Source organism: Promicromonospora alba, from assembly GCF_042654905.1.
GTDB classification, from domain to species: Bacteria; Actinomycetota; Actinomycetes; order Actinomycetales; family Cellulomonadaceae; genus Promicromonospora; species Promicromonospora alba.
This window is the reverse complement of the sequence record NZ_JBHSFI010000009.1, coordinates 95,643-109,502: the sequence shown is the minus strand read 5'-3', so window position 1 is coordinate 109,502 and position 13,860 is coordinate 95,643. Positions and strand designations below refer to the sequence as shown.

Annotated in this window: 12 protein-coding genes; 5 read left to right on the top strand and 7 right to left on the bottom strand. The window is 72.5% G+C overall.

From position 1 onward, the window contains the following. Positions 1 to 33: 33 nt before the first annotated feature. The 3 genes from ACFO6V_RS25940 to ACFO6V_RS25930 form a co-directional block, all read right to left on the bottom strand. Complete coding sequence (locus tag ACFO6V_RS25940) at positions 34 to 831, bottom strand: amino acid ABC transporter substrate-binding protein (protein WP_377141455.1); 798 nt, start codon at positions 829 to 831, stop codon at positions 34 to 36. An 80-nt stretch (positions 832 to 911) separates the two neighbouring features. Further along, positions 912 to 1,895, bottom strand: a complete 984-nt coding sequence (locus ACFO6V_RS25935; protein ID WP_377141450.1) for an AraC family transcriptional regulator — start codon at positions 1,893 to 1,895, stop codon at positions 912 to 914. After that, a complete protein-coding gene (locus tag ACFO6V_RS25930) occupies positions 1,892 to 2,815 on the bottom strand; it encodes a cation diffusion facilitator family transporter (RefSeq protein WP_377141446.1) in 924 nt (307 codons plus the stop codon). Before ACFO6V_RS25930 ends, ACFO6V_RS25935 begins: the two co-directional genes overlap by 4 nt. 226 nt (positions 2,816 to 3,041) lie before the next feature. On the opposite strand from ACFO6V_RS25930, the gene ACFO6V_RS25925 reads away from it, so the two are divergent. Then, on the top strand, positions 3,042 to 3,782 hold the full coding sequence (locus ACFO6V_RS25925; RefSeq protein WP_377141443.1) for a class I SAM-dependent methyltransferase: 741 nt from the start codon (positions 3,042 to 3,044) through the stop codon (positions 3,780 to 3,782). Between the two features lie 23 nt (positions 3,783 to 3,805). Here ACFO6V_RS25925 and ACFO6V_RS25920 read toward each other — a convergent pair whose 3' ends face one another. After that, the gene (locus ACFO6V_RS25920) at positions 3,806 to 7,282 is read right to left on the bottom strand and encodes a S41 family peptidase (RefSeq protein ID WP_377141440.1); all 3,477 of its coding nucleotides are present in this window, start codon (positions 7,280 to 7,282) and stop codon (positions 3,806 to 3,808) included. Positions 7,283 to 7,386: 104 nt separating this feature from the next. Between ACFO6V_RS25920 and ACFO6V_RS25915 the strand changes: the two genes are divergently transcribed. After that, on the top strand, positions 7,387 to 8,760 hold the full coding sequence (locus ACFO6V_RS25915) for an O-acetylhomoserine aminocarboxypropyltransferase/cysteine synthase family protein (RefSeq protein WP_377141437.1): 1,374 nt from the start codon (positions 7,387 to 7,389) through the stop codon (positions 8,758 to 8,760). Next, positions 8,757 to 9,239 carry a CoA-binding protein gene (locus ACFO6V_RS25910; RefSeq protein ID WP_377141434.1) on the top strand — a complete coding sequence of 161 codons (483 nt, stop codon included), beginning with the start codon at positions 8,757 to 8,759 and terminating at the stop codon, positions 9,237 to 9,239. Before ACFO6V_RS25915 ends, ACFO6V_RS25910 begins: the two co-directional genes overlap by 4 nt. On the opposite strand, the gene ACFO6V_RS25905 is transcribed toward ACFO6V_RS25910, so the two are convergent. After that, positions 9,236 to 9,865 (bottom strand): hypothetical protein, encoded by a 630-nt coding sequence (locus ACFO6V_RS25905; RefSeq protein WP_377141432.1) that lies wholly within the window; start codon positions 9,863 to 9,865, stop codon positions 9,236 to 9,238. The genes ACFO6V_RS25910 and ACFO6V_RS25905 overlap by 4 nt on opposite strands. A gap of 203 nt (positions 9,866 to 10,068) precedes the next feature. Between ACFO6V_RS25905 and ACFO6V_RS25900 the strand changes: the two genes are divergently transcribed. After that, positions 10,069 to 10,713 (top strand): nucleoside/nucleotide kinase family protein, encoded by a 645-nt coding sequence (locus tag ACFO6V_RS25900; RefSeq protein WP_377141430.1) that lies wholly within the window; start codon positions 10,069 to 10,071, stop codon positions 10,711 to 10,713. Positions 10,714 to 10,740: 27 nt separating this feature from the next. Here the strand turns inward: ACFO6V_RS25900 and ACFO6V_RS25895 are convergent, their stop codons facing one another. Continuing rightward, the gene (locus ACFO6V_RS25895; RefSeq protein WP_377141428.1) at positions 10,741 to 11,457 is read right to left on the bottom strand and encodes a VOC family protein; all 717 of its coding nucleotides are present in this window, start codon (positions 11,455 to 11,457) and stop codon (positions 10,741 to 10,743) included. Positions 11,458 to 11,650: 193 nt separating this feature from the next. Here ACFO6V_RS25895 and ACFO6V_RS25890 point away from each other — a divergent pair, with 193 nt between their 5' ends. After that, complete coding sequence (locus tag ACFO6V_RS25890; RefSeq protein ID WP_377141426.1) at positions 11,651 to 12,799, top strand: hypothetical protein; 1,149 nt, start codon at positions 11,651 to 11,653, stop codon at positions 12,797 to 12,799. On the opposite strand, the gene ACFO6V_RS25885 is transcribed toward ACFO6V_RS25890, so the two are convergent. Continuing rightward, the gene (locus tag ACFO6V_RS25885) at positions 12,781 to 13,842 is read right to left on the bottom strand and encodes an arsenate-mycothiol transferase ArsC (protein ID WP_377141424.1); all 1,062 of its coding nucleotides are present in this window, start codon (positions 13,840 to 13,842) and stop codon (positions 12,781 to 12,783) included. The two genes, ACFO6V_RS25890 and ACFO6V_RS25885, sit on opposite strands and share 19 nt — an antisense overlap. Positions 13,843 to 13,860 lie beyond the last annotated feature (18 nt).

The window sequence follows — 13,860 nt, the reverse complement described above, 5'->3', positions numbered from 1 at the left end:
CCCGCGATCAGCGGAGACGCGTTGCGCGGAGCGTCACTCGGAGACGTCCTCGCCGAAGTACTTCTCGCCCAGCTCCGCGAGGGTGCCGTCGGCGCGCAGATCGTCCAGGGCGCCGTCGATCGCCGTGGCGAGAGCCTCGCGCTCGGGCGTCACGACGAACGCCGACTGCGACTCCTCCTCGGTCTCCGCGGCGACCTTGATGCCCGAGGCGTCCTCGGTGTTCGCGTAGTCGAGGTAGGTCAGGCTGTCGTTGATCGTGGCGTCCACGCGGCCCTCCTCCAGGAGCGCCACGGCCTGCGCCCAGCCCTCGACGGCCTCGACCTGTGCGCCGTTCTCCTTGGCGAGGTCGTTCCAGTTGCTCGTGAGTGACTGGGCGGTGGTCTTGCCGTCGAGGTCGGCGAAGCTCGCGATGTCGTTGTTGTCAGCGGTCACGACGAGCACGCCGGTGGAGACGGTGTACGGCGTCGAGAAGAGGTAGTCGGCCTCGCGCTCCGGGGTGATGGTCACCTGGTTCGCGATCGTGTCGAAGCGGCCCGCGTCGAGGCCCGCGAAGATCGCGTCCCACTGGGTCTCCTGGAACTTGATCTCCACGCCGAGCTTCTCGGCGACGGCCTCGGCGACCTCGACGTCGTACCCGACCAGCTTGTCCGACTCGTCGTGGTAGCTGAACGGCCGGTACGTGCCCTCGGTGGCGACGGTCAGCGTGTCGCCGGACACCAGTCCCAGCTCCTCGCCCGCGCCGCCGGGCTCGCCGGAGCTGCCGCAGCCGGTCAGGGCCAGGAGGGCAGCAGAGGCTGCGACGGCCGTGAGGAGGGTGCGGTTGCGAGACATGGTGGAGGCTCCGTTCGACGGTTGGCACACATCGACATTGCCGATGCGCGCCCCAAAACTAACTGATAGTCGGTGGGATCTCACACACGCTCGCTCCGACGCCACCGGTCGGGGGTGGTCCCGTACCGGCCCTTGAATCGCCGGACCAGGTAGGTGGCGTCACGCAGGCCGGTCCGGGCAGCCACGACACCCAGCGGCAGATCGGTGTCGCGGAGCATCCGGCGCACCTCGGTCATGCGGCGCTCGGTGATCCAGTCGAGCAGCGTGCGACCCGTCCGCTCGCGGACCACGGTGGTCAGGTGTCCGGGTGTGTAGCCCAGCGCCCGCGCGACGTCGGACGCCGACACCGGCTCCCGGAACGTCGCCTCGATCTCGTCGAAGACGCGCGTCACCAGCGGGTCCGGTGCCGCGGGGGCCGACGGCGCCAGCCGGGCCGCCGCGACGAGGATCCGGGTCAGCACGGCCGACGCCGCCTCGCGTGCCCCCAGCCGGCCCGGCTCCGACAGCTCCTCCTCGAGCTCCGTCAGCCACCCGGACCAGCGGGGGCGTTCGGTGTCCGGGACCCTGGCCCCGGCCCCGGCCCCGGCCCCGGCCCCGGCCCCGGCCCCGGCCCCGGCCCCGGCCCCGGCCCCGGCCCCGGCCGCGGCGGGCGGTGGCGCGAGCGCGAACAGCGCGAGGATCGGGTGGTGTGCCCAGGCGAGGGGCGAGACCGATGCGAGCGAGGGGACGGCGTCGGGCATGAACGCGACGCTCCAGGCCCGGCAGTGGTGCAGGTCGGTCAGCGTCGGGGAGCCGATCGCCTGCCCCGGCGGGATGGCGTGCACGTCGCCGTCGTGCAGCGGTGTGGGTCGGCCGCCCAACGCGATGGTGCCCCCGCCCCGCTCGACGTAGACGAGCACGAGGAAGTCGTGCGCGTGCCTGTGGTCCCGCGGGAGGTGCGGGTGATCGACGTCGAAGTCGATCCGGGTGACCTGAACCGGCAGCGTGCCCGGCCGCGTCGGGTGCCGGTACACCGGGGTGCCGTCCGGGCGGACGGTGCGCAGGCGAGCCTCGGCGCGTCTCACCGGTCGTCCGGCACTGCGGGCGTCAGGACCGCGTCGACGATCTGCGGGATGCGCTCGAGCTGCTCCTCGAGGTCACGCAGCCGGACCGCTACGCGCGACTCGGACTCGTCGCCGGGCAGGTCGATGCTGGCGACCAGCAGGATCTGCCGCGGTCCGACGAACTCGAGCCGCAGGCGGCCCACCCGGTGGACACCCGGCAGGGCCTCGATCCGCTCGCGGACCGCCTGATGGATCCGCCCGTCCGCCACCTCGCCGGTCAGGAACCGCCGGTTGCGGTCGAACAGCACCACCGCCACCACGCACAGCAGCACCCCGACGAGGATCGAACCGATCGCGTCGTACCGGCCGTCGCCGGTCACCTGGTGCAACGCCATACCGCCGGCCGCGATGACGAGGCCGACCAGAGCCGCGGCGTCCTCGGCGAGCACCGCGCGCAGCGTCGGGTCAGAGGTCGTCAGCGCATGGTCGAGCAGGTCCCGCCCGAGCGTCCGAGCCTCCTTCCGGGTGCGCCGGTACGCCTGCAGGAACGAGACCCCTTCGAGGCAGAAGGCGACGGCGAGGACTATGTACCCGACCGTGTAGGAGCCGGTCTCGCCCGTGGCATCGAACTCCTGGACGCCGTGATAGACGGACACCACACCGCCGGCGACGAAGAGGCCGAGTGCGGCGAGCATCGACCAGACGTAGGCCTCCCGGCCGTAGCCGAGCGGACGGTCCGTGTCCGGGGCGCGGCTCGACTTCCGCTCGGCGACCAGGAGGAACACCTCGTTGCCGGTGTCTGCCCAGGAGTGGGCGGCCTCCGCCACCATCGACGCCGATCCGGTCAGGACCGCCGCGATCGTCTTGGCCGTCGCCACCGCGAAGTTGGCGGCGAACGCGATCACCACGGTCAGCGCCGAGCCGCCCCTGTTCCGCGCCATGTGCTCCCCCTCCGTCGTGACGCGTTCGACGCTACCGCCGTCCGGGCCGGAGTGCCCGCCCTCCGCGGCAGCCCGATCCGACCGGCGAGACCGAGGATCGTGCTATCGCCACCGACTTCCGTGCTGCTCCCGGTCCGCAGAACATCCGATGCTGGTGTGTGGCGGGACCTGCGCTGTAGGTACCGGCGTCCCACCCGCGTCACCGCCGGACGGAAGGCACTCCCGGATGAACACGACCGTGCAGATCCTCGACCATCGCACCCCCGAGGAGCGTGAGCGCGAGTTCTTGCCCGGCATGGGCAAGCCGTGGCTGCTCCCGTTCTACGACCTGTTCTCGCGCCGCGTCGGAGCACGCGCGCTGCACGAGCGTGCGGTCGCGCTCGCGGACGTCACCCCCGGCCAGTCCGTGCTCGACGTCGGCTGCGGCACCGCGAACCTGGCGCTCACCGTGCTACGTGCGCAGCCGGCCGCGCGCGTCACCGGCCTCGACCCCGACGCGGGTGCGCTGCGCGTCGCCGCTCGCAAGGCGACCCGCCGCCGGGTGCCGATCACGCTCGTACAGGGCTTCGCCGACCGGCTCCCGAACGGGGACGGGTCGCTCGACCACATCGTGTCGGCGCTCGCGCTGCACCATGTGCCCGAGGAGGGCCGAGCGCTGTTCGCCCGCGAGGCCCTTCGGGCGCTCGGACCGGGCGGGAAGGTGACGATCGTGGACTTCGGGGGCGCGGGCGGGGCGGGTAGCTCGGACGGCTCGGACCACAGCGGGCACGAGCACGGTGGGCACGGGCACGGTGGGCACGACCGGCGCGGGCACGGCCACCGTGGTGGGCACGACAGGCCGCGCGGGCATGGAGCGGCCGACCTGGTGCGCCTCCTCACGGACGCCGGGTTCACCGACGTCCGTGAGGTGGAGCACGTGGAGCACCGCTTCGGGCCGATCGCGTTCGTCCAGGCGACGCGGCCCTGACCAGCGGAGGGCCGGCGTGCGGGTCAGCGGCGGCGGACCTGCGGCTCCGGCATCGCGGGCGGGGCAGCGGCGGGACGCTCCGCGAGCCGGCGGAACGCCTCGGCCATACCGGCCTCGAGCTGCGGGTCGACGTCGGAGAAGTAGTCCGCCGGCGTGTGCCGCACCTCGATGTCGGGGTCGACGCCGTGGTTCTCGACGTCGAAACCCTTGCCCTCGAGCCAGAAGGCGTACCGCGGCTGGGTGATCCCCGTGCCGTCCACCAGGTCGAAGCGACCGTCGATGCCGACCACGCCGCCCCAGGTCCGGACGCCGACCACCGGTCCGACGTCGAGCGCCTGCGCGGCCGCGTTCACTATGTCGCCGTCGGATCCGGCGTACTCGTTGGTGACCAGCACTACCGGCCCGCGCGGCGCGCGTTCCGGGTAGGAGCTGGGACGGTCGTAGTGCCGGTTCAGGCCCCAGCCGGCGACGCGCGCGGCGAGGCGTGCGATCACGAGCTGCGACGTGTGGCCACCGCCGTTGAACCGCACGTCCACGACTATGCCCTCGCAGTCGGTGGCGAGACGGAGGTCGCGGTGCAGCTGCGCCCAGCCAGTGCTCATCATGTCCGGGACGTGCACGTACCCGAGGCGGCCGCCGGACTTCTCGGCGACGTACTCGCGGCGCGACCGTACCCAGTCCTGGTAGCGCAGGTCGGCCTCGTTCGCGAGGGGCACGACGACGACACGACGGTCGGCGTTCCTCGCCGGGTTGCCTTCCGACGCAGCGCCGTCCGAAGCAGCGCCGTCCGGCTCGACGGCGGGTCGGCGCAGGGTCAGCTCGACCGGGATCTCGGCCGCTCCGACCAGGTTCGCCGACGGCCCTGCCGTCGGGTCCACCGGCCGCCCGTCGACCGCGACGATCAGGTCGCCGGGCTGGGCGTCGACCCCGGCGGCGCGCAGCGGCGACCGCGCGCCCGGGTCCGACGACTCGCTCGGCAGGACACGGTCGATCCGCCAGCCGTCGGCGGTCCGGGAGAGGTCCGCGCCGAGCAGGCCGAGCTTGCGGGACGTGTCGCCCGGCTCGTGCGGCTTGCGCACGTACGCGTGCGACGTGTTGAGCTCGGCGACGGTCTCCCAGAGCACGTCCACGAGGTCGTCCTGCGTGGCGACCCGGTCGACCAGCTGGCGCCAGCGCGCCACCACACCGTCCCAGTCGACGCCGTTCATGTCCGCCCGCCAGTAGTGGTCACGCATGATGCGGGCGTTCTCGTCGAACATCTGGCGCCACTGTGCGCGGGGGTCCACCTCGTAGCGGACGCGCGAGAGGTCGATGTCGAACGCACTGGGGTCGTCGTCGCCCGGCTTGCTCGTCGCGGATTGCGTGCTGAGCCCGTACCCGGTACGGATCACCACCCGCTCGCCGTCGCCCGACACCGCGTAGGCGCCGACCTTCTCCGCGACGTCCGTGGCCTTGCGTGCGTCGAACGACCAGAACTGCAGCACGTTGGGGACCGGGTCGGATTCCGAGCCCGCGTGGCGCGAGCCGAGCACACCGGCGTCGTCGGTCTCGTGGATCCAGAGCACCCCACCCTTGGCGGCGAGCAGGTCGCGATAGCGGCCCGACACGACCGGGAACGGCACCACGCGCTCCTCGGCGCCGTCGAAGTCGATGTCGGGCGAGGCGTTCTCGGACTTGTGCTTCTTGTCGGTCGCCTCGCCGGCGTCGCCCGGCTGGTCGCCGTCCTTACCGGTGTCCTTGTCGTGGTCCTTTTCATCGGACTTGTCGTCCGGCTTGGCCAGGCGCCATCCGTCGGCGCTGGGGCCGAACGGCGCGGGCTCGGTGGCAGCCAGCGGGATCAGCCACGGCCGGGTGGCGGCGCTGAACGAGAGGGCGAACTCGTGGGAGTCGTAGGACGGGTCGAACGTGCGGTCCGAGAGGAACACCACGTACTTGCCGTCATCGCTGAACGCGGGGGAGAAGTCGTGGAACCGGCCGGACGTCAGCGCCGTCGCCGCGGGGTTCTCGGCGTGCAGGTCCGCGACGAGGAGCTGGTGGTGGTCACCCTCGCTGCCCGTGGGGCTCGACCAGACGAGGTACCGCCCGTCCGGGGAGAACGTCGGCGACGCGGCCTCTCCGTTGCCCGACCGGCCGAGCGGGGTGATCGTGCCGGGTTCGACCCGGTCGGCGTTGTCGCTGCCGTCGCTGTCTGGGCCGTCCACGGCGGGCATGGCGACCAGGCTGATGCGACCGTCGTGCGAGATGGCAGCCACCTTGTCTCCCGCCGGGCTCGCGGCGAGGTGCAGCACCCGGCCGAGCTCGCCGGCCGCGAAGCGCTGGGGCTCGACGTCCGGGCTGTCGGTGGAGGCACCGGGCAGGGCGTGGACCTCGAGCGCGTCCTCCCTGCTCTCGCCGTGCGCGGTGCTGCGGGGTGCGTCCGTCACGACTACCGCGCGCCCGGTGCCGCCGAGCAGCACGGGCTCCCGCACACGGACCGACGGGTCGGCCACGAGCGCCCGGGCCGGACCCGCGCGATGGGTCACCCAGTACGCGGTGCCGAGCCAGCCGACGACGCTCGCGTCGCCGGTGCTGTCCACGGCCAGGCCGTCGACGTTGGCGTGGCTCGATTCCGGGTCGGCCCAGTACGGCTGCGGCAGCGCGCCGGTGAGCGTGATGTCGAGTCGGCGCGGGGTGCCGTCGAGGCCGTCGAGCAGCCAGAGGTCGCCGCGGCTGTGCCAGACGATGCGTGAGCCGTCCGACGTGGCGTCGCGGACGTAGCCCTCCGCTTCCGACTGTGTCGTGAGCTGTCGCGGTTCCGGGGTCTCCGTGCCGGTCGCGAGGCCGTCGAGCACCCACAGGTTCGCCTGCTCGTCGGCGTGGTCCGGGAACGTGGCCCCGCGGTCCGACGTGAACACCAGCGCGTCGCCGATCCAGTGCGGGTCGTAGATACCGGCCTCGTCGTCGGGCAGCGGGCGCTCCCAGTCGCCCGAACCACGGTCGATCCAGAGCACCGAGGCCGTGCCGCCCCGGTACCGCTTCCAGTAGGCGGGGGTCCGGTAGCCGGCGGAGACGAGGGCCGTCGTGCGCCTGCCGTTCGGGCCCTGGTGCTCGGCCACGCCCCACGACGGCCCGTAGCGCGGGGTCTCGACGGTGCCGTCGAGACCCACCGCGCGCACCACGGTCAGCGAGCGCTCGTGCGCTCCGGCGTTGGAGGCGACGAGCACGCGCCCGGCGTCGTCCCAGCCGAGCACCATGGTGGTGGTCCCGCCGAGCCAGGTGAGGCGCCGCGTGGCGCCGTCGGCGAGCTCGACCACGTAGGCCTCGGGGTGGCCGTCCTTGTGCGACACGTAGGCGAGACGGGTGCCGTCGGGGGAGAAGCGCGGGGTGGTCGCGGGGGCGTGATCGCTGGTCAGACGCCACGCACGGCCGCCGGAGACCGGGGCCAGCCAGACGTCGTCGTCGGCTACGAAGGCCACCTGGTCGCCATGGACATGAGGGAAGCGGAGATAGGGCTGGGTCACCGGTTCAACGTACTCGCGCGGTCCGACACCCGTCATCGGAAATCGCTCAGGGCAGTAGCGGGTGCTGATCCGCGGGCGGCTCGTGGGCCACTACGGTGAGGACGATGACCGAGCACACCTTCGGGTTCCGCACGCGGGCCCTGCACGCGGGGGGCATCCCCGACGCGGCGACCGGGGCACGAGCGGTGCCCATCTACCAGACCACGTCGTTCGTGTTCCGGGACACCGAGGACGCCGCGAACCTCTTCGCGCTGCAGAAGTACGGCAACATCTACTCGCGCATCGGCAACCCCACCGTCGCGGCGCTCGAGGAGCGCATCGCGTCGCTGGAGGGCGGCATCGGTGCCGTGGCTACGGCGTCGGGCATGTCCGCCGAGTTCATCACGTTCGCCGCGCTCGTCGGGGCGGGCGACCACGTCGTCGCGTCCGCGCAGCTGTACGGCGGGACCGTGACGCAGCTCGACGTGACGCTACGCCGATTCGGGGTAGTGACCACGTTCGTGCCGGGCACCGACCCCGCCGACTACGCGGCCGCGATCACGCCCGAGACGAAGGTGCTGTACACCGAGGTCGTCGCGAACCCGTCGGGCGAGGTCGCCGACCTCGAAGGGCTCGCCGAGGTGGCCCACGCCGCCGGCATCCCGCTCGTCGTGGACGCGACGCTCGCGACGCCCTACCTCGTGCGCCCGATCGAGCACGGCGCCGACATAGTGATCCACTCCGCGACGAAGTTCCTCGGCGGGCACGGCACCACGCTGGGCGGTGTGGTCGTGGAGTCCGGCCGGTTCAACTGGGGCAACGGGAAGTTCCCGCAGATGACCGAGCCCGTCCCGTCCTACGGGAACGTGAGCTGGTGGGCGAACTTCGGCGAGTACGGGTTCCTCACCAAGCTGCGGTCCGAGCAGCTGCGGGACATCGGTCCCGCGCTCTCGGCGCAGTCCGCGTTCCAGCTGCTGCAGGGGGTCGAGACGCTGCCGTACCGCCTGGACGCGCATCTGGCGAACGCCCGGGCCGTCGCCGAGTGGCTCGACACCGACCCGAGGGTCTCGTACGTGCTCTGGGCAGGTCTTCCGTCGCACCCGCACCACGAGCGGGCGCAGAAGTACCTGCCGCTCGGGCCGGGTTCGGTCTTCGCGTTCGGCCTGCGGGTCCCAGCGGCAACCGGCCTGCCCGACGGCGTGAGCGTGCCCGATGGCGTGAGCGTGCCCGACGCCGGTGGTGCGCCCGACGGCAGGGATGCGGGACGGCGGTTCATCGAGGCGCTGCAGCTGGCGTCGCACCTGGCGAACGTCGGTGACTCGCGCACCCTGGTGATCCATCCGGCGTCGACGACGCACCAGCAGCTGAGCGGCGAGCAGCTCGAGGCGGCGGGCGTGCCCGAGGATCTCATCCGCATCTCCGTAGGGCTGGAGGACGTCGAGGACATCCTCTGGGACCTCGACCAGGCCCTGACCAAGGCGACGGGAGCGAACCGATGAGCGAGACCTGGCAGGGCCCGAGCCTGCAGGACCGCATGCGGATCCTGCGTACGACCACCTCGGTCGCGATCGTCGGGGCGTCGGAGAACCCTGCGCGCGCGAGCTATTTCGTGGCGTCATACCTGCTCTCCTCCTCTTCGTACGACGTGTACTTCGTGAACCCGCGGGCGACCGAGATCCACGGCCACCCCGTGTACCCGAGCCTGGCCGACCTGCCCGTGGTGCCCGACCTCGTCGACGTCTTCCGGCGCCACGACGACCTGCCGAGCGTGCTGGACGAGACGGTGGCCGTCGGTGCCAAGACGCTCTGGCTGCAGCTCGGCCTGTGGCACGAGGACGTGGCACGCGGGGCTAAGGCCGCCGGGCTGGACGTCGTGATGAACCGGTGCCTCAAGATCGAGCACGCGCGATTCCACGGTGGGCTGCACCTGGCAGGGTTCGACACCGGCGTGATCAGCTCCCGGCGCGCGGACCACTAGAGCCGGACCCCGCCGTCCTGGGCGTGCGGCGTACGCGACGGACCCCACCGCAGACGCCACCAGCTGCCGGACTCCCGCACGTCCACGCTGTCCGCGGCGATCTCGTCGGGCTCGGGCCAGCGGGGTCGGGCACCGTCACGCCCCAGCCGGTCGGCCAGCCACGCCCAGAGCGCGGGATGCCGCGCGGCGCGCGCGTCGGCGTCGGTGCGGTCGCCCTCGAACCGCACGTAGACCGCAGCGACGCTGACGCCCTCGTCGGGTGTCCCGTAGCCGCCGACCCACACCCGTGCCTTGATCCGCCGCGGCTCACTGGTGATGGCGTGCGTGACCTGGTCGAGCGTGGGCCCGCCGCAGAAGCTGCGGGCCAGGGCCTGGGGCGGGAACGTGGTGCGGATCAGGTGCGCGTCGATCGGGTCGCCGAGCAGGGTGGCGAAGCTGCCGCCGTCGGCGAGCCCGGCCCACGGCACGAGGTTGTCCACCACCCGGAACGCGGGGGACCGCAGCAACCAGCCTGGTGCGTCCTCGTGAGCCGTGGTGGTCCCGAGCGCCTGACGGCGGTCGCGGTCCTGTCGGCGTGCGCTCAGGTCGATGACCGGTGCGTCCTGGACTTCCCGTGCTCCTGGCATGTGTCCCCCTGCTGGACGGCCTGCGGTCGGTGGTGCTCGGCACCTGTCTCGGCACGATCCTCGACCGGCAGGGAACGTCCGGGAGGCAGTCATCCGCAATCTGTGGACGAAGGGCCGCAAAGGCCACCTGTGGTCGGGCTCGTCCGCTTGGAAACCCGTCAGGAGGGTCTCCAGAGTGCCGGACGCCATAGAGTCAGACCTCGATGAGCACACGCGTAGAACCGGTCAGCGAGACGCTTCTCGTCGAGCGGGTCGTCCAGCTCGTCCTCGCGCGCGGAGAAGGCACGGGCGATCAGGACGCTGACGGGGCGCCGCTCCGTCTGCTCGTCGACGGGCACCCGTCCACGCAACCCGAGCTGCTGGCCGATGCGCTGGTCGTGCCGCTGGAGGCCGCCGGCCGTCCCGTGGCGCGGGTCAGCGTCAGAGACTTTCTCCGTCCACGGTCCCTCCGGCTCGAACGGGGGCGCGAGGACTCCGACAGCCTGCTCCACGACTGGATCGACGTCGGCGCGCTGAACCGTGAGGTGCTCACCCGTGTCGTCGACCGGCGGGAATACCTGCCCAGCCTGCGCGACCCCGCCACCGACCGCGCCACCCGGGTCGGCTACTCGTCCGCCGCCCCCGGGACCGTCGTCGTGCTCGACGGGGCGCTCACGGTCGGACGCGGGCTCGACGTCGACCTCGTCGTACATCTCGCGCTCAAGCCGGCGACGCTCCGCCGTCGGACACCGCCCGCCGAGGCCTGGACCATCCCCGCCTACGAGCGCTACGCCGAGGAGACCGAGGGCGCACCGGACCTGGTGGTCCGGGTCGACCACCCGGACCACCCGGCCCTCGTGCACACCTGAGTCGGTGCACACCTGAGTCGGTGCGAGTCAGTGCACCAGGCAGAACGGGTGGCCCGCCGGGTCTGCGAACACCCGGAACCCTTCCTCGTGGCTGGGAAGACGCGTCGCACCCAGGGCAAGGACCGCTGCCTCGCCGGCGTCGAGGTCGGGCACCTCGATGTCGAGGTGGAGCTGCTGCGGGTACGCGGGATCGGGCCACCGCGGCGCGTTGTACCCCTCCACCGACTGGAAGAGCAGCGGCTTCGGACCGCCCAGCATGGCGACCCCCTCGCCGTCGTAGGTGACCGGCTCGCCCACCACGCCCGACCAGAACTGGGCGAGCTGCGACGCGTCAGGGCAGTCGAAGGTCGCGCCCATGACGGTGATGCCCTCCGCCTCCTCCTTGAGACAGATGTCGAACGGGTGCCCCGCCGGGTCGGCGAGAGTGAACCACTGCTCGCCCTCCCGCAGCACGGTGGCCCCGAGCTCCACCGCGCGGGCGCTCGCGGACGCCAGGTCCGACGCGTAGAGGTCGAGGTGCGCCTGCTGCGGGTGCTCCTGGCCCGGCCACTGCGGCGCCACGTGGTCGGGCGCCAGCTGGAACGCGATGCCCCAGCGGTCAGGGGTCACGACGGTGATCCAGTCGTCGTCCGCCTTCGACACGGTGCCGGCCGTCAGCGCCTTCCAGAAGTCCGCCTCGGCAGTGAGGTTCGGGACGTCCAGGACGACGGAGTCCAGGGTGCCGACTCCGTCAGGAGCGGGCACGGCAGAAGTTGATGCGGTCATTGACTCAGCCCTTCAAGAGGTCGTCTCGCGGAGAGTGCTTCGCCCCTCCACCATGCACCGAGCCACTGACACTCCCCAGCGGACCGACCCTCCCCAGGGTTATCCACAGGCGTCGTCCACAGACCTGTGAATAGGTTGGCGGTCCCCGCGTGGCCACCTGCACACTTGCCCGGTGCACGACACCATCTCCCTCGCCGAGCAGGCCCTCGCCGCAGCACGGGAGCTGCCGGCAGCAAGCCTCCACCTCGTGGACCCGGTAGATCTCGGCGGCTCCGAGCGTTCACGCGTGCTGCGCTGCAGGGTCGAGCTTGACCCCCGCACGCGCGCCGAGCGCTCCGGCGCGGCCGCCGACCTCCCGGCCACGGTGATCATCAAACACTTCCTGTCCGACGCCGGTGGGTTCACGCGCGAGAGCGTCGGCCTCGACCTGTGCCGGCGCACGCCGAGCCTGCTCGCCCGGGACGAGGAGCATCACCTGATCGTGATGTCCGACCTCGGCACCCTGCCCACCCTTGCCGACCTGCTCCTCGGCGACGACCACGACGCGGCCTGGGCGGGTGCGCGGACCTGGGCGCGAGCGCTCGGGGAGACCGCGGGCGCCTCCCGCGACCAGGTCACGGAGGCCGAGCACCGCCTTGTCGGCGTCGAGCGGTGGGACGCCGACGCCGACCTGCGCAACGGCGTCGACCGTCTGCTCGAGGCCGCCGCGGCAGCCGCAGCAGGGTCCGGGACCGCAGCACCGACGAGGGCCGCCATCGAGGCCGAGCTCGCCGCCGCCCTCCACCTCCGCACGCCGGGCCGATCCGCCATCGTCTCGCCCACCGACACCTGTCCCGACAACGCGGTGCTCGGACCGGACGGCTGGTCGTTCCTCGACCTGGAGGGCACCGACGTGGAACACGCAGCGTTCGCGGCGGCGTACGCGATGCTGCCCTTCGCCACCTGCTGGTGCGTGTTCGACCCGCCACCAGGTCTCACCGACATGCTGCTCACCGAGTTCTCGGCGGGCCTGGCCGAGCATGCTCCCGACGTCGTCGCCGAGCCGGGCTGGAGCCGCGCCGTCCGGCAGGCGTGTGCGCTCTACGTGGTGCTCGTCACCGGGTGGCTGTGGCTGAGCACCGTCGAGGGGCGCCCGTACGTGGGCCCGGCGGGTCTGGCGCCGTCGTACCGGCAGCTCATGGTGTCCCGCTGGCGCTGGGGAGCGCTCAACCTGCGTGACGACTTCCCGCAGCTCGCGGCGGCCATGGGCGCTGCCGCCGGCTGGGCGCTCGAGACCTGGGGTCCCGAGGTCGAGATGACCGGCTACCGGGCCTTCCGCTGACCCTTCACGCCCAGCACGGTCGCGACGGTAGACCACGGTCGCCGGGCCGCGCGCGGCAGCCAGCCGCGCGGTATCCACGCCGGTGAGCCGTCGAGCGATCCGGCCTCGTCCGCGGCGTCGATCTCCGCGAGCAGCACCCGGACCCGGGCGGTGATGTCGTCGACTATCCGCTCGACCTCCTCGATCGGTCGGCCTGCGGGATCGTCGAGCGGCCAGTCGAGGTAGCGGCGTCCCGGGTAGACGGGGCAGGAGTCACCGCAGCCCATCGTGACGATGACGCCGGAGGCGCGCACTATGTCGTCCGTGAGCTCACGCGGGAACTCGATGAGCCCGTCGAGGCCGCGGCGGGCCAGCACCGTCTCCGTCATCGGGTCGGGCTCGGCCACCGGCCTCGTCCCAGCGGTACGCACGCGGATGCGGTCACCCGCGAGGCGTCGGGTGACCGCCGCCGCGATCTGGGACCGCCCGGTGTTGTGGACGCAGACGAAGAGCACGTCCCGCGGGGAACCGTGCGTCACCTCGGTCATCGCGGCGAGGCGGTCGGTCGCGAGCCACGCGGCCAGCGCGGGCAGGTGCCCGGACGACCCGATCCGGCGGCTCAGCGAGGAGTAGCACTCGCGGACGAGCCGATCCACGGTTCCCGCGCCCGCGTTCGCGGCGAAGTCGGCGGTCAGGGTCTCCACCACCCGGTCGAGCAGCGCCTCGTGGTCGTGCGCGTCGAGCGCGGCTTCGCCCGGGTGCCGGGGCGCCGCGAGGGCCGCCGCGCCGAACCGCGCGATCCCTCGCGACGACACCCGGTACGACGGCACCGGCCCCACGACGGCGACCAGGCCGACCGCGACCAGTGCGTCGAGATCCTGCTCCACGTCCGCGACGGCCGGTGCGTCGACAGCGTCTCGCGGTGCGTCGGCCGCGGCGTACTGCGCCAGGTCTTCGGCGGTTGCGCGGCCCGCCGGATGCGTGAGCACGCGGGCAAGCAGGCGCAACCGTTCGGGGTTCGCCATCGTCAGCTTCTGCGCGGAGCGCAGCTCGTCCGGGGTCATGTCTCTCCTTGGCGCGGT